This window comes from Staphylococcus sp. FSL H8-0121 (assembly GCF_038008425.1).
Lineage (GTDB): Bacteria > Bacillota > Bacilli > Staphylococcales > Staphylococcaceae > Staphylococcus > Staphylococcus pasteuri.
In genome coordinates, this window is the sequence record NZ_JBBOZB010000001.1 from 271,423 (window position 1) to 294,408 (window position 22,986).

Below are 22,986 nucleotides of genomic sequence, written 5' to 3' on the forward strand. Positions count from 1 at the left end.
GGTATAATATTAAGACTAATATTTAATAGGTGATTTATTTTGCGTATAGAACAATCGGTCATTAATGAAATCAAAGATAAGACAGATATACTTGATTTAGTAAGTGAATATGTAAAACTTGAAAAAAGAGGACGCAATTATATCGGTTTGTGTCCTTTTCATGATGAAAAGACCCCTTCTTTTACTGTGTCAGAAGATAAACAAATCTGTCATTGTTTCGGTTGTAAAAAGGGTGGCAATGTTTTTCAATTCACACAAGAAATAAAAGATATTTCCTTTACAGAAGCTGTAAAAGAGTTAGGCGAACGTGTCAATATATCAGTTGATGTGGGTAATAGCCAATATCAAAATACAAACACACAAATCGCAACTGATGATTTACAAATGATAGAAATGCATGAACTCATGCAAGAATATTACCATTATGCACTTATGAAAACTGTTGAAGGTGAACAAGCGCTTAATTATTTGAAAGAACGTGATTTTCCAGAACAATTAATTAAAGAAAGAGGAATTGGTTATGCGCCTAATTCGTCTCATTTTTGTCATGATTTTTTAGAGAAAAAAGGTTATGATATCGAATTAGCGTATGAAGCGGGACTTTTATCTCGAAATGAGGAAAACTTTAGCTATTATGATCGATTTAGAGATAGAATTATGTTTCCTCTTAAAAATGCTCAAGGAAGAATTGTTGGATATTCAGCAAGAACCTATACTAATCAAGAGCCTAAATATTTAAACAGTCCAGAAACACCTATTTTCCAGAAAAGAAAGTTATTATATAATCTCGATAAAGCTAGAAAAAATATAAGAAAAAATGATGAAATTATATTACTTGAAGGCTTTATGGATGTTATTAAGTCAGACCATGCTGGTTTGAAATCTGTTGTAGCAAGTATGGGGACTCAACTTTCAAATGAACATATCACATTCATAAAAAAATTAACATCCAATATTACTTTAATGTTTGATGGAGATTTTGCAGGTAAAGAAGCAACATTAAAAACTGGACAAGCGCTTTTAGAGCAAGGTTTAAATGTATTTGTCGTTCAATTGCCTTCTGATATGGACCCAGATGAATATATTAGAAAGTATGGAAATGAAGCATTTCTAGAATTTGTTCAAAAAGATAAAAAATCTTTCGTCTTGTTTAAAGTTCAAACACATAAAGATGAAATTCAAAATAATGATTTGGCTTATGAAAGATATTTAAAAGAAGTAACTCAGGATATAGCTTTAATGCGTTCATCCATACTTCAGAAAAAGGTATTGCAAGACGTTTCAGAATTGTTTAAAGTTAGTTTTGAGACTTTGGACTATGAAGTGGCTCATCAACAGCAAACACAAAATGTTCAGTCTTCTTACCCAGATCAATCTTATTTTTATAACGAGCCACCGCAACAAACGATACAATTCAATCAATTGAATCGTCATGAAAAGGCAGAACGTTCCTTGTTAAAACACTTTATGCAAGATAAAGATACATTTTTAAATTACTATCAAAAAGTCAATTCTGACGACTTTACAAATGAGTATTTCAAGCGTATATTTAATACTTTGCATGATTATTTTTCTAATAATGATGTTTACCAATTAAGTACAATGATTCAATATATAGAAAATAATGACTTAAGAGAAGCGTTGATATCACTTGATTCATATAACTTAAATGAAGAACCATTTGAACAAGAATTAGAAGATTATATTAATATCATAAACGAGAATAAAGATGGCGAATCTTTAGAAGTTTTAAATCATAAATTGCGAGAAGCAACTCGTATAGGAGATACAGAACTACAAAAATATTATCTTCAATTAATTGTTAATAAAAACAAAAGTAGAATGTAATCTTACAAAAATTTATGATATCGTTGTATTTTAGAGATTTATGAATGGTTACCATGTATTTACATTGGGTAAACAAATAATATCTAAAAATGACTATTCAGAATGATTATATGTATTTTAAAGGGAGTTATTTTGACTGATATTTCATAAGAAAGTAATATTTTTCAGAAGATGATTAATCTACTGGCTTATTTAACGCAACATTGAAAATACATTGCTTTTAACTAAACGAAAATATGAAATTTAGTCTATATTTTATTAGCATTACCATCATTATAATCAAATTACTAATAATAAAAATGAATAAATTGAAAGTTTATATTAATACCGGGAGGCCGTTTCATGTCTGATAAAGTTAAAATTAAAAAACAAACAATTGATCCGACTTTAACAATGGAAGATGTTAAAAAACAATTAATTGAAAAAGGTAAAAAAGAAGGTCATTTAAGTCACGAAGAAATTGCTGAAAAATTACAGAATTTCGAAATGGATTCTGATATGATGGATGATTTCTTTGATCAATTAAATGACAATGATATCACATTAGTAAATGAAAAAGACAATTCAGATACAGATGCTAAATTAAATCCTAATGATTTAAGTGCACCTCCAGGCGTTAAGATTAACGATCCAGTACGTATGTATTTAAAAGAAATCGGACGTGTTAACTTATTAAGTGCACAAGAGGAAATTGAGCTTGCTAAAAGAATTGAACAAGGTGACGAAATAGCTAAATCTAGATTAGCTGAAGCAAACTTACGTTTAGTAGTAAGTATTGCTAAAAGATATGTAGGTAGAGGTATGTTATTCCTTGATTTAATTCAAGAAGGTAATATGGGTCTAATTAAAGCAGTTGAAAAATTCGACTTCAATAAAGGATTTAAATTCTCTACTTATGCAACTTGGTGGATTCGTCAAGCAATTACTCGTGCTATTGCTGACCAAGCTCGTACTATTCGTATACCCGTGCATATGGTTGAAACAATTAACAAATTAATTCGTGTTCAACGTCAATTATTACAAGATTTGGGACGTGACCCTGCACCTGAAGAAATTGGTGAAGAAATGGATTTACCACCTGAAAAAGTTAGAGAAATCCTTAAGATTGCTCAAGAACCTGTATCATTAGAAACACCTATTGGTGAAGAAGATGATAGTCATTTAGGTGATTTCATTGAAGACCAAGAAGCACAAAGTCCTTCAGACCATGCTGCATACGAGTTACTTAAAGAACAGCTTGAAGATGTTTTAGATACTTTAACAGACCGAGAAGAAAATGTCTTACGTTTAAGATTTGGTCTTGATGATGGAAGAACTAGAACACTTGAAGAAGTTGGTAAAGTGTTTGGCGTAACTAGAGAACGTATCCGTCAAATTGAAGCTAAAGCATTAAGAAAGTTAAGACATCCAAGTAGAAGTAAACGTCTTAAAGACTTTATGGATTAAATAGTTTTGGACTGGGGCATAAAGCTTGTCCCAGTCTTTATTTTTTATAAACAGATGATTTATTATTTTAATACATATAGAGGCATTTATGATTTTAATAAAATAAAGGAGAATACCTTAGTGATCACATTAAACCAAAGATTGTTAAAAGTGTCAGAATTTATTAAACAAGGTACACTTGCCGATATTGGGTCCGATCATGCATATCTACCTATTTTTGCTATTCAGTCTAATTTATGTACTAAAGCAATTGCTGGTGAAGTTATCAAAGGACCTTTTGAAGCTGCTCAAAAGAATGTTAACGCAAATGAACTGGATAATGAAATTGAAGTGCGACTAGGTGATGGTCTTAGCGTAATTCGTGACAATGAACAAATAGATAATATAACATTATGTGGCATGGGAGGGCCTTTAATAGCTAAAATATTAAAAGAAGGCCAAAATAAATTACATTCTCATCCTAGATTAATACTACAAAGTAATATTCAAACTCAGAATGTAAGAACATTATTACAAAGTATTCAATACAAAATTTTAGATGAAATCATTTTAGAAGAAAAAGGCCATATCTATGAAATAGTTATAGCCGAATACCAAACTTCACCTTTTGAATATAATGAATATGAACTCAAATTCGGTCCTATTTTGCTAGAAAATAAAAATAAACATTTTTATAATAAATGGGAAAGAGAATTGAAGGCATTAGAAAAGATTAAGCAACAACTCAATCCAGAATTACACTTACATCGATATAATGAAATAGAATCAGAAATAAAATTGATTAAAGAGGTGTTAAATAGTGAAAGTTAATGAATTAATGGCTATGTTAGATGAGCATGTTCCGTTTAATACTGCTGAATCATGGGATAATGTAGGTTTATTAATAGGCGATGAATCTCAAGAAGTGAATGGAATATTAACAGCATTAGATTGTACTATTGATGTTGTTCAACAAGCAATTAATGAAAATGTTAATACCATTATTAGTCATCATCCACTTATTTTTAAAGGCATTCAATCAATTACTAATCAAGGATATGGCGAAATAATCAGATTACTTATTCAAAATAATATTAATTTAATAGCTATGCATACGAATTTAGATGTTAATCCTAATGGTGTAAATGCAATGTTAGCTTCCAAAATTGGTTTACAACATACACAGTTAATTAATAAAGAACCAATTCAATACTATAAAGTTCAAACAATTATACCTGAAGATCATCTAGAAACATTTAAACAACAGCTCAATGATATTGGTCTTGCTAAAGAAGGCGATTATGAATATTGTTTCTTCGAAAGTAAAGGGAGAGGTCAATTTAAACCTGTTGGTGATGCAGATCCGTATATTGGTTCAATTGATGAAATAGAATACGTTGATGAAGTGAAATTAGAATTTATGATATCTTATCAACAACGTCAGTTAACTGAGCGAGCTATCCATCACTATCACCCTTATGAAACACCAGTTTATGACTTTATTGAATTGAATAAAGAAGGTAATTACGGTTTAGGAATAATGGGAGAATTAAAAGAACCAATGAAAATTGAGGACTTTGTAGAACAAGTGAAAAGACAACTTCAAATTCCAAGTGTTCGATACGTAGGTAATTCAAATGCTATGATTAGTAAAGTTGCTATGATTGGTGGTTCTGGAATAGGTTTTGAATATAAAGCTGCTCAATTAGGTGCCGATATATTTATTACCGGTGACATCAAACACCATGATGCATTAGATGCGAAAATAGAAGGAATAAATTTATTAGATATCAACCACTATAGTGAATATGTGATGAAAGAAGGATTAAAACTTTTACTACAGGAATGGTTATTAGAAGAAAATTCAAATGATATCAAAGTTGTTGCTTCTAATATTAATACAGATCCTTTCACATATATTTAAAATCTTCATCAATTACATTATAATAGTAAAGATGAACTTATAAGGAGGCCATAACATGGCAAAACATCCATTCGAATACTTCGGTCTTGAAGATAGTATGATTGAAGCAGTTAAAGATTTAAATTTTGAAAAACCGACAGAAATTCAAAATCGAATTATTCCAAGAATTTTAAAGAAAACTAATATTATTGGACAGTCACAAACAGGTACAGGAAAATCACATGCCTTTTTATTACCTTTAATTAGTTTAATAGATATAAATATTCAAGAACCACAAGCTATTGTTGTAGCACCAACTAGAGAACTTGCACAACAACTATATCAAGCCGCTAATCATTTAAGTAGTTTTAAAGAAGGCGTAAGCGTAAAACTATTTATTGGTGGTACTGATATTGAAAAGGACAAGCAAAGATGTAATCAACAACCACAATTAGTTATTGGTACACCAACTAGAATTAATGACTTAGCTAAAAGTGGTCATTTACACACACATTTAGCTTCTTATTTAATTATTGATGAAGCTGATTTAATGATTGATTTAGGTTTAATTGAAGATGTAGACCTTATAGCATCTCGCCTAGAAGATAGTTCAAATATTGCAGTATTTAGTGCAACAATTCCTAAATCTCTACAACCATTTTTAAATAAATATTTAGAACAACCAGATTTTGTAGAAGTTGATAGTCAGTCTCAAAATAAGAAAAATATAGAATTTTATTTAATTCCTACAAAAGGTGCAGCCAAAGTTGAAAAAACACTTAAATTAATAGATATTCTAAATCCATACCTATGTATTATATTCTGTAATAGTAGAGACAATGCCGATGAATTAGCACGTTCATTAAATGAAGCAGGTATCAAAGTTGGTATGATTCATGGTGGATTAACACCTCGTGAACGTAAACAACAAATGAAACGCATACGTAATCTTGATTTCCAATTTGTAATTGCGAGTGATTTAGCTTCAAGAGGTATTGATATTGAAGGTGTTAGTCATGTTATTAATTTCGATGTACCAAATGATATAGATTTCTTTACTCATCGTGTTGGACGTACTGGTCGTGGTAATTATCACGGTGTTGCTATTACGTTATATAGTCCTGATGAAGAAGAAAATATTTCAGCAATCGAAGATAGAGGATACGTTTTCGAAAATGTTGATATCAAAAATGATGAACTTACACCTATCAAGGCGCATAACACTCGACGTACTAGACAACGTAAAGATGATCATTTAACAAATGAAGTTAAAAATAAAGTACGTAGTAAAACCAAACGTAAAGTTAAACCTGGTTATAAAAAGAAATTTAAGCAGGAAGTTGAGAAAATGAAACGACAAGAGCGTAAACAATACAGTAAACGTCAAAATCGTCAAGATAGAAAGAATAGAAAAGGATAGGTGAAAAAGATGTTATTAGGTTCACATGTATCTATGAGTGGTAAAAAAATGTTAGAAGGGTCTGCAGAAGAAGCACATAAATTTGGCGAATCAACATTTATGATATACACAGGAGCGCCACAAAATACACGTCGTAAAAGTATTGAAGATTTAAATATTACAAAAGGTCATGAAGTGATGGAACAATATGGTCTATCTAATATTGTAGTACATGCTCCATATATCATTAATATTGCTAACACAACTAAACCAGAAGTATTTGAATTAGGTGTCAATTTCTTACAGAACGAAATTGAGCGTACACAAGCAATTGGGGCTAAAGATATTGTATTACATCCCGGTTCTCATGTTGGCGCTGGTGCAGATGTAGGTATACAAAAGATCATCGATGGTCTGAATGAAGTATTAACAAATGATAACAATGTTCGTATCGCTTTAGAAACAATGGCAGGTAAAGGTTCTGAAATAGGTCGTAACTTTGAAGAAATTGCTCGTATCATTGATGGCGTGAAACATAATGAACGCTTATCCATTTGTTTTGATACATGTCATACGCATGATGCTGGATACAATATCAAAGAAGATTTTGATGGTGTTTTAAATGAATTTGATAAAATTATAGGTGTAGACAGAATTAAAGTCGTACACGTAAATGACAGTAAAAATGAACAAGGTGCACATAAAGATAGACACGAAAATATTGGATTTGGTCATATAGGCTTTGATGCATTAAATTACGTTGTTCATCACGATACTTTCAAAGACATTCCAAAAATTTTGGAAACACCTTATGTTGGTGAAGATAAAAAGAATAAGAAACCACCTTATAAACATGAAATTGAAATGTTAAAATCTCAGACATTTGATCCAGATTTAAAAGATAAAATTTTAAACTAATAATATTAAAAGTAGGCGTTACAGATATTTCTGTAACGTCTTTTATTAGTCGTAAGCATTACTATTTACATTAAGTTCATCAACATGTATAGTATACAATGAGGTGAAAAAATGACTACACCAGTATTTGAACTTAAAAATATAGATTACTATTTTGATCATAAACAAGTCTTAGAAAATATAAATATTAAAATTAACAAAGGTGAATTTTTAGCAATTGTTGGTCCTAATGGAGCCGGCAAATCAACACTTTTAAAAATCATACTTGGTTTGCTGCCATTACAATCCGGCGACATTTTTATAGATGGTCATCCTATTAAAAATAATAAATCAGCTCTAAAAATAAGTTATGTTTCACAAAAGGCCTCTTCGTTTACAGCTGGTTTTCCAGCAAGTGTTAAAGAAGTAGTTTTAAGTGGTTTAACTAAAACAAAAAAACTTTTTCAACGTTTTAATAATAAAGACATCAAGAAAGTAGAACATGTTTTAGAAAGATTAAATATAGAACATTTAATTGATAAAAACATTGCAGAATTATCAGGTGGCCAACAACAACGTGTGCTTATTGCACGTGCTTTGATTTCTAATCCTAGCGTGCTTGTATTAGATGAACCTACTAATGGTATTGATGCTAAACATGTAAATGAATTTTATGAAACGCTTGATCGATTAAAAAAGGAAGGCATAACCATTATATTAGTTACACATGATATTGGTGTAGTAGCAGATACAGCAACAGAAGTTGCATGCTTAAATAAACATCTTCATTTTCATGGTACGACTGAAGATTTTAAATCTCTTGATGAGGTTGAAATTTCCAAAATATATGGACACCCAGTTCAATTCGTTGATCATCAACATGATAGAGAATGTTGTACCTAAATTAGAATCGATTCATAGAAATAAATTTGAGGAGTGTAACTCGTGATAGATGCATTATTAAACTTTGATTTTATGAGATACTCCTTGATCAGTGGTATCTTAATAGGATTTATAGCACCATTAATTGGAGCTTTTATAGTAGTACGAAGGTTGTCACTTATTGCTGATGCACTAAGCCATGTAACATTGGGCGGTATATCATTTGGCATGTTTATTATAACAGTATTGCCAGCACTAACTTTCATTAATCCTATGTGGTTTGGAATATTATTCGCCATTATTGGTGCATTATTAATTGAAAAATTGCGTACCTCATATACTAATTATCAAGAAATTGCCATTCCAATTATTATGAGTGCAGGTATTGCCTTAAGTGCTATATTTATTTCATTAGCAGATGGTTTTAATCAAGAGATAGTTGGTTTATTATTTGGTTCAATTAGTGCAGTTAATTTCAGTGATTTAACTACAATTATCTTCATTACAATACTAGTTTTATTATTCATAACTTTATTTTATAAAGAGTTATTTATTTTATCTTTTGACGAAGAGTATAGTAAAGTTATAGGAATACCAAAATGGATTCAGTTTTTATTTATTGTAGTTGTTGCAATGGTTATTTCTGCTTCTATGAGAGTAGTAGGTATATTGTTAGTTAGTGCGTTAATCACTTTACCTGTAGCAATAGCGATGCGTTGGACAAAAGGATTCAAACAATTAATTATCCTTAGTATCATCATAGGTGAATTATCAGTGATACTTGGATTAGTTCTCGCATTTTACATTAATATTTCACCTGGTGGCGTGATTGTAGTACTATTAGTCATTATGCTAATGATTACAATGACTTATCAAAAGTTAAAATTAAAGTCACAAAAAGGGGATCGTAAATATGAACACTAGTGATGCTATTAAAATATTAAAAGATAATGGTTTAAAATATACAGATAAACGTAACGATATGCTTAATATATTTGTTAAAGAAGATAAATACATTAATGCTAAACATATTCAACAAGTTATGGATAAAGATTATCCAGGTATATCTTTTGATACCATCTATAGAAACCTTCATTTATTTAAAGACTTAGCAATTATTGAAAGTACTGAACTAGATGGAGAAATGAAATTTAGAATCGCTTGTACTAATCATCATCACCATCATTTTATATGTGAAAATTGTGGTGATACTAAAGTTATTGATTTTTGTCCAATTGACCAAGTTAAACAATATTTACCAAATGTTGATATTCATACTCACAAACTCGAAGTTTACGGTACTTGTGAAAAATGTCAAAAAGTAAATCATTAATCTTACTAGCCATAGTCTATCGACAAGAAGACTATGGCTAGTTTTTATATTAGAAAGCGAAAATACACATAAATACTAAAAAAACATACTCCATTAGTACGAATTCACTAATTATAGTAAATAAATGTTTAAATATCATCGTTTTGAGATATATAATACATGTAACAATAATTAGCAGTTATATATTAAGCACATTTATTGTCGAAATTGTGACTGCTTGTTATGATTAAGATACAGACATTTTAGGAGGATGATTATTTATGGCATTTGAATTACCAAAATTACCATATGCATTTGACGCATTAGAACCACACATCGATAAAGAAACTATGGAGATTCACCATGATAAACACCATAACACTTATGTAACAAAATTAAACGCTGCAGTTGAAGGTACTGATTTAGAAGCTAAATCAATCGAAGAAATTGTAGCTAATTTAGACAGTGTACCTTCTGATATCCAAACTGCTGTTAGAAATAATGGTGGCGGACACTTAAACCACTCATTATTCTGGGAATTACTAACACCTAACTCAGAAGAAAAAGGTGAAGTAGTAGATAAAATTAAAGAACAATGGGGTTCTTTAGATGAATTCAAAAAAGAATTTGCTGACAAAGCAGCAGCTCGTTTTGGTTCAGGTTGGGCTTGGTTAGTAGTAAATAACGGGCAATTAGAAATCGTTACAACTCCAAACCAAGATAATCCATTAACTGAAGGTAAAACACCTATCTTAGGTTTAGATGTTTGGGAACACGCTTATTACCTTAAATATCAAAACAAACGTCCAGATTATATCAGCGCTTTCTGGAATGTAGTTAACTGGAATAAAGTTGACGAATTATATAACGCTGCAAAATAATTTATATTTTGATGTTAGAGTCTAGAACATTGTTATAATGTTCTAGGCTCTTTTTTCTATGATTAATATGATATTATGTCTATTAATGAAAATGATTTGAATGTAAAATTAATTATAAATAAGGATTACAAAAAGGTCGTCATAAATAAAAAACGATAGTGTTTTAATTAATGTCTGTTCACTTTTTTATCAAAATGATAGAAAAATTTTTGTTTTTCATATATTATTTTAAAGAGATACTTTGAATAGAGGTAGGTTGTTTTGCTTAAAAGATTAAAGGAAAAATCAAATGATGAAAAAGTAAGAAACACGATGAACCGGAGAATTAATTTCATTTTTGGTTTGGTTGTGTTTATATTTGCAATTATAGTACTCAGACTCGGTTACCTACAGATTGCCCAGGGTTCTCATTATAAGCAATTAATCAAAAGCGATGAGAATATCACTGTGAACGAATCTGTGCCTAGAGGTCGTATTGTAGACCGTAATGGTAAAGTATTAGTTGATAATGCCTCTAAAATGGCGATTACATATACTAGAGGTCGTAAAACCTCACAAAAAGAAATGTTAGATACAGCTAAAAAATTATCATCATTAATCAAAATGGATACTGACAAAATTACTGATAGAGACGAAAAAGACTTCTGGGTCACTTTACACCCTGAAAAAGCTAAAGCTTTAATGAAAAAAGAACAATCTCTATTAGAAAATGGTAGCATTACACAAGAACAATATGATGAACAGCAAAGAAAGAAAATTGGTAAAAAACAATTAGATGACTTATCTGACAAAAATTTACAAATTTTAGCTATATACCGTGAGATGAATGCAGGTAGTACACTAGATCCGCAAACTATTAAAAATGAGGATGTAACAGAAAAAGAATGCGCTGCAGTATCTCAACAATTATCTAAGTTACCTGGTGTAAATACATCTATGGATTGGGATAGAAAGTATCCATATAAAGATACGCTTAGAGGTATATTTGGCGAAGTTTCAACATCTACAGAAGGTTTGCCTAAAGAACTAACTGAACAATATTTATCTAAAGGTTATTCACGCAATGATCGTGTCGGTAAATCATATTTAGAATATCAATATGAAGATGTACTTCGTGGTAAGAAGAAACAAATGAAATATACGACTGATAAATCTGGTAAAGTAATAAAATCTGAAGTTATTAATCCAGGTTCTAGAGGACATGATTTACAATTAACAATAGACATTGATTTACAGAAAAAAGTGGAATCATTATTAGATAAACAAATTGAAAAATTACGTAGTCAAGGTGCTAAAGATATGGACAATGCCATGATAGTTGTTCAAGATCCGAAAAATGGTGACATTTTAGCTATGGCTGGTAAACAAATAAGTAAAAGCGGTAAATTAACAGATTATGATATTGGTAACTTTACTGCTCAATTTGCAGTAGGTTCATCGGTAAAAGGCGGAACTTTACTTGCCGGTTATCAAAATCATGCCATTAAAGTAGGAGAAAAAATGGTCGATGAACCATTAAAATTCCAGGGCGGTTTAACTAAACGTTCATACTTTAATAAAGATGGTCGAGTGACAATAAATGATAAAGAAGCACTTATGCATTCATCAAACGTTTATATGTTTAAAACAGCCTTAAAATTAGCTGGAGATCCATATTATTCTGGTATGCCATTACCAAACGATATTACATTAGCTGGTCAAAAGCTTCGAAAAGGTTTAAATCAAGTTGGTCTTGGTGTTAAAACAGGTATAGATTTACCAAATGAAACAAATGGTCAAATTGAACCATTAACTAATAATCCAGGTAATTACTTAGACTTATCTATTGGTCAATACGATACTTATACACCATTGCAACTTTCTCAATATGTATCAACAATCGCAAATGATGGTTATAGAATTCAACCGCATATTGGACTGTCTATACACGATTCAACTAATAAAGATGAACTAGGACCGGTAAAACGAAAAATTAAAGGTAATGTATTGAATAAAGTAAATAATTCTCAAAGAGAAATAAATGAAGTTCAAGACGGATTCAAAATGGCATTTAATGAAAAAGATGGTACCGGTTATGCTAGCTTTAAAAACACAGTTGTACCTTCAGCAGGTAAAACAGGAACAGCAGAAGTATTCCAAGATGGGGAATCTAGAGTAAACTCAACTTATATTGGTTATGCACCAATTAAAGATCCAAAACTAGCATTTTCTATTGTCTATACCAATCAACCAGTTCCACCACCTTGGTTAAACGGTGGAGACTTAGGAAGAGATGTTATCAATTATTATTTCAAAGATAAAGATAAAAATGGAGATAGCACTGAAAATAGTAGTGATAAATAATTAAAATTTAAATAAATTACAAACTATTGATACAGATTCTTAAAATTTACTTTGCAATTAATAAAGTAATTGGTATAATGTAAAGGTCGTATTTAGAAAAGGTAAGGAGGAATAATCATGCGCGTTAACGTTACATTAGCTTGTACTGAATGTGGTGAAAGAAACTACATCACTACAAAAAACAAAAGAACTAACCCTGAACGTATTGAAATGAAAAAATACTGTGCACGTGATAATAAACAAACTTTACACCGTGAAACTAAATAATTAATTTATTTAACAAATATTCAATACCAAAAGACGAAATTCCTCAGACGGAATTTCGTCTTTTTAAATTTTATAGTCAAATATTTTATGTTTACAAAACCTCATTTTATTCAAAGCTTTTAACAAAATTTGTACAATCACTTATTTTAATATAATTAAAAAGTTAATATCTTAGTCAACATAATGACATAAAATTAGATAAACGTTATAATATGGGGTAGTAAAAGTAGGTGAAAATTTGAGCAAAAAAAATATAAGAGCTAATATTTTAACTAAAATGAAACAGCATAATAGCATGCAGAAAAATGAGGCAGACAATTGGTTAGCCACAGAACTTATTAATTCTCAAGCATATCAAAATGCATCTTCTATAGGATTTGTGTTGTCATTGTCACATGAAGTAAATACATATCAAATGATTCAACAAGCTTTAAACGATAATAAAGAAGTATATGTACCTGAAGTTAATTATCAGACTAAAGTTATGACTTTTAAACAATTATTAAATATTAATGACATAGAAAAAGATGAAAAAGGTATTAATCATTCAGTTTCTGAATCAAATACTTCCAATCATTTAGATTTAATCGTCGTACCTGGTGTTGGCTTTAGAAAAGATGGCTATCGAATAGGATATGGAGGGGGTTACTATGATCGCTTTCTATCAAATTTCAAGACCAATACAATAAGTTTGCTATATGATTTTCAATTAACTGATTTTCAACCCGATACACACGATCAACCGGTCGATCAATTAATTATTTATAATAGCCACCAATGGAGGCATACATGAACATTAAAAAGCAATTTTGGAAAACCATTTATTACTGGATTAGGTATTTAAACTACGATGTAATTAATAGAGAAAAAGATGACCAAGAAATTTGGTTAAGTAACAAAAGAAAGAAAACAATTGTAATTTTTTCGAATCATATCACTACGACTCAGGAAATTCGGTTTGATAAAAGCAGAGTTATTGAAAATAAGGAAAATATAGAACAACTAGCTGGCTTTCAACCTCAAACAATTCTATTTTATTATTTTACTGATAAATCATTATCGACTGAATCATTAGATGAAACCTATCCGCAAAAAATAAAATTTAGAAGGATTAGTGATGAGAGGGAATTAGAACTTGCAATGCCAAATGTTATTTTATCTAAAATGATAAATCGAGAGGATTCTAAAAAGACATCTATCTTTTATAGAAACAAAGTTCTTTCATCTAATCTCTTAGATAAACATATGCAACGCTTTTCACCAGTTACATATTCCTTAATAATAATTAATATAGTCTTATGGCTATGCATGATACTTTATTTTAATCGTTTTTCTGATGTAAAATTACTTGATGTAGGTGGATTAGTACATTTCAACGTCGTACATGGTGAATGGTATCGTTTAGTTACCTCAATGTTTTTACATTTTAATTTTGAACATATACTCATGAATATGCTTTCACTTTTTATTTTTGGTAAAATAGTTGAATCGGTATTAGGTTCATGGCGTATGTTAGCCATCTATTTATTTGCAGGCATATTTGGAAATTTTGTTTCTTTATCATTTAATACCACAACGATTTCTGTTGGTGCCAGTGGTGCTATTTTTGGGCTTATTGGTTCAATTTTTGCAATTTTATATTTAAGTAAAAGCTTTGATAAAAAAGTAATTGGCCAATTATTAATAGCTTTAGTTATTTTAATCGGATTATCAATATTCATGTCTAATATTAATGTAATGGCACATTTAGGCGGGTTTATTGGTGGTCTCTTAATTACCTTAATTGGTTATTATTTTACTGTTAACCGTAATATTTTCTGGATACTACTGATTATTTTATTAGTATTGTTTGTGGCAATGCAGATAAGAATTTTTAGTATTAAAGAAGATAATATTTATGATAAATTAATTCGGGATCAAATGTTATCCGGTAATTATGATGAAGCTAGAAAAATTGTAAATAAATCTATTAAAAAGGATTACGCTGATGATCAAACATATTACCTAAGCGGTTTAATTACAGCTGCTAAAAGTTCTAAAGCTGAAGCAATGGCGGAATGGGAACGTGGATTAAGGCTGTTTCCTAATTCAGGTGCATTGAATTATGAAATGGCAATTGCTAATCGTTCACTAAAAGATAAAAGTAAAGCCTTAAAATATATTAAAAAAGCTAGAAAAGCTAATCCTCAAAATGCTCAATATAAAAATTTAGAAAAAGAGTTGAGTGAGAAAAGTGACTCATAAAATTAATAATTTCTATGATGTTTTGCAATTATTAAAAAAATATGGATATATCATCTATTTCAAAGATCCAGAAGATATGTATGAAATGATGTTACAAGAAATCAAATCTTTATACAGTTATGAATTATTAACTAAAGATGAATATCTTAAATGTATATTGATAATAAACCAAAGAAGGAATGAACATAAATGACAAAAATTATTTTAGCTGCTGATATTGGTGGGACTACTTGTAAATTAGGTATTTTTAATACTAATCTAGATAGAATTGAAAAATGGTCAATTCATACAGACACTACTGATCATACAGGAAAACTACTTTTAAAAAATATACATGAATCATTTGAAGCAAAAATTGCAGAATTAAATTACAACATGTCTGATGTAATCGGTGTTGGTATTGGAGTTCCTGGACCTGTAGATTTTGAAACAGGCATCGTTAACGGAGCTGTTAACTTACATTGGGACAACAATGTTAATGTCACTGAAATCTATCAAAATTTCATCGATTGTCCAGTGTATGTTGATAATGATGCCAATGTTGCTGCATTAGGCGAGAAACATAAAGGTGCTGGTAATGGTGCTGACGATGTTGTAACTATCACATTAGGTACAGGCCTTGGTGGAGGTATTATCTCAAATGGTGAGTTAGTACATGGTCATAATGGTTCAGGTGCTGAAATTGGCCATTTTAGAGCTGATTTCGACCAACGTTTCAAATGTAACTGTGGCAAATCAGGCTGTATTGAAACGGTTGCCTCTGCTACAGGTGTTGTCAATTTAGTTAACTTTTATTATCCAAAATTAACGTTTAAATCTTCAATTTTACAACTTATAAAAGATAATGAAGTTACAGCTAAAGCTGTGTTTGATGCAGCTAAAGAAGGTGACCAATTCTGTATCTTTATCACTGAAAAAGTAGCAAATTATATCGCTTATTTATGTAGTATTATTAGTGTTACTAGTAATCCTAAATACATTGTACTAGGTGGTGGAATGTCTACAGCTGGTTTAATTTTAGTTGAAAATATTAAAACTGAATATCGTAATTTAACGTTTAATCCAGCTCAACATGAAACAGAAATTGTACAAGCAGAATTAGGTAATGATGCAGGTATTACAGGTGCAGCAGGACTTATCAAAACATATATTTTAGATAAGGAAGGTGTAAAATAATGGCAATTGTTGACGTAGTAGTTATTCCAGTAGGTACTGAAGGGCCAAGCGTTAGTAAATACATCGCTGAAATTCAAACAAAGTTAAAAGAATTTAAAGATCAAGGTAAAATCGATTATCAATTAACACCTATGAATACACTTATTGAAGGTGATTTAAAGGATTTATTCGAAGTTGTACAAGCAATACATGAATTACCATTTGATAAAGGATTAGATAGAGTTTGTACAAATATAAGAATTGATGATCGCAGAGATAAATCTAGAAAGATGAATGATAAATTAAAATCTGTACAAAAACATTTAGATAATAGTGGGGAATAAATCATGAGAATTTCTAGTTTAACTTTAGGTTTAGTAGATACTAATACCTATTTTATTGAAAATGAAAACAAAGTATTACTCGTAGATCCATCTAGTGAATCTGATAAAATTATAAAAAAATTAAATCAAATTAATAAACCTTTAGAAGCTATTATACTGACACATGCCCATTACGATCATATTGGGGCATTAGACGATATTATAGAAAAATATAATGTACCAGTTTATATGCATAAAGAAGAATTCGACTTCTTAAATGATCCAGAAAAAAATGGTGCATCAAAATTCAAACAATATGGTATGCCTCAAGTTATAAGTCAGGCCAAACCAAAATCACTTGATGAGGGACCAGCTCAAATTGGTGATTTTACATTTGATGTATTGCATACACCTGGACACTCACCAGGAAGTTTATCTTTTGTTTTCAAAAAATTCGCAGTAGTCGGTGACACATTATTTAATAATGGTATTGGTAGAACAGATTTATACAAAGGCGATTATGAAACTTTAGTAGATTCTATTAAAGATAAATTATTCGAATTAGATGGAGATTTACCATTATTCCCAGGCCACGGTACTTATACAACTGTTGATGATGAACAATTAAATCCATTTTTAAATGGTTAAAGTAAAACTAACACCTCCTACGTTAATATATGTAGGAGGTGTTTTTATGAAGATTCTATTTCAAGAAATAATTAATAAAGGAATTGCATATAAAGCGAGTGATATACACTTTATTCCTATGGAGCATTATGTTCATATTAAATTTAGAGTAAATGATACATTAACACCTTATGAAACACTTGATATTAATATATATCGTAAGTTATTGGTGTTTATGAAATTCCAAGCTGGTTTAGATGTTTCTACACAACAAATCGCTCAAAGTGGCCGCTATACATATAAATTAAGGTCAGTTTATTACTTACGTATTTCAACCCTTCCTTTATCAATTGGATGTGAAAGTTGTGTTATAAGAATTGTGCCTCAATATTTTCAAAGTAAAAAGGAAACATACGAGTTTAAAGATTTTAAACATTTTATGAATAAGAAGCAAGGTTTATTGCTTTTTACTGGTCCTACAGGTTCAGGAAAAAGTACATTAATGTATCAAATGGTTATGTATGCACAAAAAGAGTTAAACCTAAATGTTATTTCTATTGAAGATCCAGTTGAACAAATTTTAAAAGGTATTACTCAAATTTCTGTTAATAACAAAGCAGGTATTACTTACGCTAGTTCATTTAAAGCAATTTTAAGATGTGATCCAGACGTTATTTTAATCGGAGAAATTCGTGATGCTGAAATCGCTAAATATGTCTTTCAAGCTAGTCTAAGTGGTCATTTGGTATTAAGTACATTACACGCCAATGATTGTAGAGGGGCTTTACTTAGATTATTAGAAATGGGAGTAACAGTTCAAGAATTATCTCAAGCTATAAATTTAATTTCCAATCAACGATTAATTACAACATCATATAATCATAGACAATTAGTGTGTGAACTAATGTTTAAAAATCAAATTAATTACTTTTTTGAACATAACCAAACGATGCCAAAATCTTTTAAACGATTAGCATCAAAATTAGATGATATGACAAAAGAAAGTATTATATGTGAAACTATTGCTGATAAATATATTTAAATTCAGACAAGCCAAATGCCTAACTAAATCTGAACAATTAGATTTAGTGTATAGATTACATCAATTACTTAAACATGGATTTACTCTTTACGAATCATTTAAATTTTTAAATCTACATTTTAAATATAGAGGAGATAAATCACATGATGAAGTGTTAAATAAAATAGAACAAGGTGCAACTTGCTGGGAAGTATTTAAATACTTAGATTATTCAAGTGACATTGTTACACAAACATATTTAGCTGAAAGATTTGGAAATTTAGAACTTTCTCTATTAGAAGCTACAAGATATTTAAAAAAGCAAATACAAGTTACTCAAAATGTTTTAAAGACGATACAGTATCCTATTGTATTAATAATTACTTTTATATTAATATTAACGTTACTCAATTTTACAGTTATACCTCAATTTAAAGAATTATACCAATCTATGAATATAGAACTTTCTCCATTACAATCTATTCTTTCTTATTTTATTACAACTTTCCCTTTATTCATCATAATTTTATCCAGTGTAATATGTATATTATCTATCATATTTAAATATCGTTTTAATAAGATGACTATAGAAAATCAAATTCAATTAATGTGTCACATTCCAATTATTAAACATTATTATAAAATTTTAAAAACGTATCAATTATCAAATGAGTTTGCCCATTTTTATAGAAATGGAGTTAATTTACAGATAATCGTTAGAATTTATAAACAATCAGAGAATAATCAATTTCATCAATTTTTAGGAGACAGGTTACTCAACCAATCTTATCAAGGAGAAAATCTACCTGATATATTAAAAAAATTAAATTGCTATGAAAATGACTTGATTAAATTTATAGAACAAGGAGAAAAAAGTGGAAAACTTGATATCGAATTAACGCTATATAGTCAGATACTTATACAACAATTCGAAGCTATGGCTAAAAGACACATTAAATTCATTCAACCAGTTATCTTTTTAATATTAGGATTATTTATCGTTGCACTTTATTTAACTATTATGCTACCTATATTTGACATGTTGCAGTCAATTAAATAGTAAGGAGGACTTATAAATTGAAGATATTCAAAACACTGTTTAACAAAAAGGCATTTACATTAATTGAAATGTTACTAGTTTTATTAATAATTAGCTTATTGCTTATTCTAATTATTCCCAATATAGCTAAACAAACTGCTCATATACAAACTACTGGTTGTGACGCTCAAGTGAAAATGGTTAATAGTCAAATTGAAGCATATACTTTAAAACACAATAGAAATCCTAATACCATCCAAGATTTAATTTCTGAAGGATTTATTAAAGAAAACCAAAAAAATTGCAAATCAGGAGAAACTATTAGTATTAATAATGGCGAAGCGGTTGCAAATTAAATATTTACCATCATTTACTTATCTAGAGATGTTAATGGTTATGTTTATTCTAGCTATACTAACTGCATGTACACTTATTGGTAAAACACTATTATCAGTATCAGCTTCTAACGAAGAATTAAACATTAATCATCTGATAACTCAAATGAATTATTTAAAATCTAAAGCTAACAATGAGAAACAATCAATTTCATTAATATTTACTAACCAAACAAATTCTATAAAAGTAAAAGAAGAACATGGTTCAAAATATCAGTTGAAAATTAAAGGCGGAAAAATAGTCAATATAGCTAAGATACAATTATTAACATTTAATAAAGATGGACATATTAATAATTTTGGTTCAATAAACTTAAAAATGAAACATGGGAATTATAAATTAATATTTCACATAGAAAAGGGGCGCATAAGGTATATTAAAATATAAAATTAAGGGGAGTGTTCTATTAGATAGTTTATTGGCCTTTTTAATCATGAGTACGATTACACTTATGTTCATGAGTTCAATTCATCATCTTATTAAAACATATCAAAATCCATTAGATTTATTAGAAATGCAAAAAGTCATTATAGTAGCCTTAAATAAATTCGATATAAAACAAATAAAGCAAGGAGTATTTATTGATCAATTTCAAGTTAGAATGTCTAAACAAACAATTTGTGTTTCAAATTGGCCAAAAAAGAAAAACTATTGTGTTAAGAAATAGGATACAAGGGTTTACTTTTATTGAAATGATTTTTGCTCTACTTATTACCATAGTAATCCTTACTTCACTACCCTTAACTATAAAACTAGTGAGTCATTATAAAGCGTTAGCTAACGAAAACAGCTCGATAGAATTTGAATTCTTTCATAGAGATTTAATAAGAGACATAAATCAAAATAATCTTAAATTATTTGTGAAAAACAAACATACATTCATTTTAAGGAATAATGAAAGTGGCGTAGAATATACATTTAAAAACAATAAAGTATACAAACAAATTAACGGCAAGGGGAATGTTACTTTATTAAATCAAGTTAATGTAGAAAAAATAATAAAGTCGAATGATAACATAATCAAAATTATACTGAAGGTAGGAAATCCGAATTATAAACAAATCAAAACCCTCTATTTATAAACAAAAAGCATTTATAAGTCCTTTTTTAATGATTATTTTTTTCATTTATTTAACTATTATATCTTTTTATGTAAGCCAATATAGTTTAAAATTAAAGACAACACATAACTTAGAAAAAACATATAAAGAAGTTATAGTTAATAAGCTCAAAGAGGTAGATGTTGTTGCAATTAAATAAAACACCAATTATATTAATAGGCTTCATGGGTACTGGTAAAACTACAGTAGGAAGTTACATGAGAAATCAATTAAAACTTAGTTATGTGGATTTAGATCAATATATTGAACTAAAAGAACATATGACAATACCTCAAATTTTTGATGAACAAGGTGAAACACACTTTAGAGATTTAGAGTATAAATATTTAAAAGACACATTAAATAAGTTTGATATTATTTCTACAGGTGGTGGAATAATTGAAAATCAAGCTTCTCTTGATTTATTAAAATTACAAAAAAATGTAATTTGGTTAGATTGTGACATTGAAATTGTATTTGAAAGGATTGTTAATGATCCTCATAGACCAAATGCTAATAATAAGTCACTAAATCAACTAAAAAACTTGTATTCATCAAGGATTTCAAGATATAATGAAATCGCATTCATGAAAGTGAATAGTAATCAAAATGTATCAGATATTTATCAAGAAATTACAACTTCATTAAATAGCGATTGATCAGTATTAGAGAGAATAAAAGATAGCTTTTATCGCCGAAGGTGCAAGTAGCAATACTACGAAACTCTCAGGCAAAAGGATAATACTGTTACGCGTTCCTGGAGAATAACTTTAAACAGGGTAGCAATTGTTTTGCTACTCTGTTTTTAAATAAATATAGGGGGTTTTGACATGACAAGCGAGTTAAAAAAGACGCCATTATATCAAAATTATGTAGACAGTGGTGCTAAGATAGTAGAATTTGGTGGATGGGCAATGCCTGTTCAATTTTCAAGTATTAAAGAAGAGCACAATGCAGTTCGTTATGAAACTGGTTTATTCGATGTAAGTCATATGGGAGAAGTTCAAATCCAAGGTGCAGAGGCAAAAGCATTTGTACAATATATTTTATCGAATGATACTAACAATCTAACTGATTCAAAAGCACTATACACTGCTTTATGTAATGAAGAAGGCGGCATTATTGACGACTTGGTTACATATAAATTAGCAGATAATGACTATTTATTAGTTGTTAATGCCGGAAATACCGATAAAGACTTCCAATGGATTGAAAAACAATCTAAAAAATTTGATGTTGAAGTAAAAAATGTTTCTAAAGATTATGGTCAATTAGCATTGCAAGGACCAAAAGCTAGAGACTTAATTCAAAAATTAGTAGACATAGATATATCTGAAATGGGTATGTTTGAATTTAAAAAAGATGTTCAACTTTTAAATAAAAACGTTATTCTTTCTCAATCAGGTTATACAGGTGAAGACGGTTTTGAAATTTATTGTGATGCTAAAGATACTGTAGATATCTGGAATGGTTTATTAGAATACGACGTAGTTCCTTGTGGTTTAGGAGCTAGAGATACTTTAAGATTAGAAGCTGGTTTACCATTACATGGTCAAGATTTAACTGAATCAATTACTCCATATGAAGGTGGAATTGCATTTGCTGCTAAACCTTTAATTGAAGAAGATTTTATCGGTAAATCTGTATTAAAAGACCAAAAAGAAAATGGTTCAACAAGACGTACTGTTGGATTAGAAATTTTAGATAAAGGTATTGCTAGAACTGGATACGAAGTATTAGATTTAGATGGTAATCAAATTGGAGAAGTAACTTCAGGAACAAAATCTCCTTCTTCTGATAAATCAATCGCATTAGCTATTATCAATAGAGATGAGTTTGAAATGGGTAAAGAAGTACTTGTTCAAATTAGAAAAAGACAAGTAAAAGCAAAAATTGTTAAGAAGAACCAAATTGAAAAATAGAA

Annotated in this window: 25 protein-coding genes and 1 riboswitch; all 25 genes read left to right on the forward strand. The window is 29.4% G+C overall.

The features are described 5' to 3' along the window. The first annotated feature begins 39 nt into the window (after nt 1–39). Nucleotides 40–1,848: a DNA primase gene (gene dnaG, locus LFT63_RS01420; protein WP_208970238.1), complete on the forward strand. Its 1,809-nt coding sequence runs from the start codon at nt 40–42 to the stop codon at nt 1,846–1,848. 342 nt (nt 1,849–2,190) lie between these two features. Next, on the forward strand, nt 2,191–3,294 hold the full coding sequence (gene rpoD / locus LFT63_RS01425) for an RNA polymerase sigma factor RpoD (protein WP_029055739.1): 1,104 nt from the start codon (nt 2,191–2,193) through the stop codon (nt 3,292–3,294). Nucleotides 3,295–3,414: 120 nt separating this feature from the next. Continuing rightward, entirely contained in the window at nt 3,415–4,104 is a 690-nt protein-coding gene (locus tag LFT63_RS01430) for a tRNA (adenine(22)-N(1))-methyltransferase (RefSeq protein WP_340767795.1), read from the forward strand. Continuing rightward, nucleotides 4,094–5,197, forward strand: a complete 1,104-nt coding sequence (locus tag LFT63_RS01435) for a Nif3-like dinuclear metal center hexameric protein (protein WP_340767796.1) — start codon at nt 4,094–4,096, stop codon at nt 5,195–5,197. Before LFT63_RS01430 ends, LFT63_RS01435 begins: the two co-directional genes overlap by 11 nt. 55 nt (nt 5,198–5,252) lie before the next feature. After that, complete coding sequence (locus LFT63_RS01440; protein WP_029055742.1) at nt 5,253–6,596, forward strand: DEAD/DEAH box helicase; 1,344 nt, start codon at nt 5,253–5,255, stop codon at nt 6,594–6,596. Between the two features lie 9 nt (nt 6,597–6,605). Beyond that, complete coding sequence (locus LFT63_RS01445; protein ID WP_029055743.1) at nt 6,606–7,493, forward strand: deoxyribonuclease IV; 888 nt, start codon at nt 6,606–6,608, stop codon at nt 7,491–7,493. A 111-nt stretch (nt 7,494–7,604) separates the two neighbouring features. Continuing rightward, entirely contained in the window at nt 7,605–8,375 is a 771-nt protein-coding gene (locus tag LFT63_RS01450; protein WP_017636264.1) for a metal ABC transporter ATP-binding protein, read from the forward strand. A 42-nt stretch (nt 8,376–8,417) separates the two neighbouring features. Then, nucleotides 8,418–9,278, forward strand: coding sequence for a metal ABC transporter permease (locus LFT63_RS01455; RefSeq protein WP_017636263.1), 861 nt, complete (start codon nt 8,418–8,420; stop codon nt 9,276–9,278). Beyond that, nucleotides 9,268–9,687 carry a Fur family transcriptional regulator gene (locus LFT63_RS01460; RefSeq protein WP_017636262.1) on the forward strand — a complete coding sequence of 140 codons (420 nt, stop codon included), beginning with the start codon at nt 9,268–9,270 and terminating at the stop codon, nt 9,685–9,687. Before LFT63_RS01455 ends, LFT63_RS01460 begins: the two co-directional genes overlap by 11 nt. Nucleotides 9,688–9,947: 260 nt before the next feature. After that, nucleotides 9,948–10,547, forward strand: a complete 600-nt coding sequence (locus LFT63_RS01465) for a superoxide dismutase (RefSeq protein ID WP_017636261.1) — start codon at nt 9,948–9,950, stop codon at nt 10,545–10,547. Between the two features lie 261 nt (nt 10,548–10,808). Beyond that, nucleotides 10,809–12,890: a peptidoglycan D,D-transpeptidase FtsI family protein gene (locus LFT63_RS01470; protein ID WP_340767797.1), complete on the forward strand. Its 2,082-nt coding sequence runs from the start codon at nt 10,809–10,811 to the stop codon at nt 12,888–12,890. Between the two features lie 117 nt (nt 12,891–13,007). Beyond that, complete coding sequence (gene rpmG / locus LFT63_RS01475; RefSeq protein ID WP_017636259.1) at nt 13,008–13,157, forward strand: 50S ribosomal protein L33; 150 nt, start codon at nt 13,008–13,010, stop codon at nt 13,155–13,157. Between the two features lie 238 nt (nt 13,158–13,395). Continuing rightward, the gene (locus LFT63_RS01480; RefSeq protein ID WP_029055745.1) at nt 13,396–13,950 is read left to right on the forward strand and encodes a 5-formyltetrahydrofolate cyclo-ligase; all 555 of its coding nucleotides are present in this window, start codon (nt 13,396–13,398) and stop codon (nt 13,948–13,950) included. Then, a complete protein-coding gene (locus LFT63_RS01485) occupies nt 13,947–15,401 on the forward strand; it encodes a rhomboid family protein (protein WP_029055746.1) in 1,455 nt (484 codons plus the stop codon). Before LFT63_RS01480 ends, LFT63_RS01485 begins: the two co-directional genes overlap by 4 nt. Continuing rightward, nucleotides 15,391–15,594 carry a YqgQ family protein gene (locus tag LFT63_RS01490; protein ID WP_340767798.1) on the forward strand — a complete coding sequence of 68 codons (204 nt, stop codon included), beginning with the start codon at nt 15,391–15,393 and terminating at the stop codon, nt 15,592–15,594. The genes LFT63_RS01485 and LFT63_RS01490 overlap by 11 nt, the downstream gene beginning before the upstream one ends. Then, nucleotides 15,591–16,577 (forward strand): ROK family glucokinase, encoded by a 987-nt coding sequence (locus LFT63_RS01495; protein WP_017636255.1) that lies wholly within the window; start codon nt 15,591–15,593, stop codon nt 16,575–16,577. Before LFT63_RS01490 ends, LFT63_RS01495 begins: the two co-directional genes overlap by 4 nt. After that, nucleotides 16,577–16,900, forward strand: a complete 324-nt coding sequence (locus LFT63_RS01500; protein ID WP_017636254.1) for an MTH1187 family thiamine-binding protein — start codon at nt 16,577–16,579, stop codon at nt 16,898–16,900. The genes LFT63_RS01495 and LFT63_RS01500 overlap by 1 nt, the downstream gene beginning before the upstream one ends. A gap of 3 nt (nt 16,901–16,903) precedes the next feature. Beyond that, nucleotides 16,904–17,527 carry an MBL fold metallo-hydrolase gene (locus LFT63_RS01505; protein ID WP_029055747.1) on the forward strand — a complete coding sequence of 208 codons (624 nt, stop codon included), beginning with the start codon at nt 16,904–16,906 and terminating at the stop codon, nt 17,525–17,527. A gap of 46 nt (nt 17,528–17,573) precedes the next feature. Next, nucleotides 17,574–18,548, forward strand: coding sequence for a competence type IV pilus ATPase ComGA (comGA, locus tag LFT63_RS01510; RefSeq protein ID WP_340767799.1), 975 nt, complete (start codon nt 17,574–17,576; stop codon nt 18,546–18,548). After that, nucleotides 18,520–19,587: a competence type IV pilus assembly protein ComGB gene (gene comGB / locus LFT63_RS01515; protein WP_029055748.1), complete on the forward strand. Its 1,068-nt coding sequence runs from the start codon at nt 18,520–18,522 to the stop codon at nt 19,585–19,587. The genes comGA and comGB overlap by 29 nt, the downstream gene beginning before the upstream one ends. A gap of 23 nt (nt 19,588–19,610) precedes the next feature. Further along, nucleotides 19,611–19,922 (forward strand): competence type IV pilus major pilin ComGC, encoded by a 312-nt coding sequence (gene comGC, locus LFT63_RS01520; RefSeq protein ID WP_029055749.1) that lies wholly within the window; start codon nt 19,611–19,613, stop codon nt 19,920–19,922. Beyond that, entirely contained in the window at nt 19,900–20,349 is a 450-nt protein-coding gene (comGD, locus tag LFT63_RS01525) for a competence type IV pilus minor pilin ComGD (RefSeq protein WP_340767800.1), read from the forward strand. The genes comGC and comGD overlap by 23 nt, the downstream gene beginning before the upstream one ends. 46 nt (nt 20,350–20,395) lie before the next feature. Continuing rightward, a complete protein-coding gene (locus tag LFT63_RS01530) occupies nt 20,396–20,629 on the forward strand; it encodes a hypothetical protein (RefSeq protein ID WP_340767801.1) in 234 nt (77 codons plus the stop codon). A gap of 573 nt (nt 20,630–21,202) precedes the next feature. After that, a complete protein-coding gene (locus LFT63_RS01535; RefSeq protein ID WP_183998747.1) occupies nt 21,203–21,721 on the forward strand; it encodes a shikimate kinase in 519 nt (172 codons plus the stop codon). Further along, nucleotides 21,718–21,814, forward strand: a riboswitch (glycine riboswitch). Its footprint overlaps the gene before it by 4 nt. A gap of 78 nt (nt 21,815–21,892) precedes the next feature. After that, on the forward strand, nt 21,893–22,984 hold the full coding sequence (gene gcvT / locus LFT63_RS01540; RefSeq protein WP_017636954.1) for a glycine cleavage system aminomethyltransferase GcvT: 1,092 nt from the start codon (nt 21,893–21,895) through the stop codon (nt 22,982–22,984). Nucleotides 22,985–22,986 lie beyond the last annotated feature (2 nt).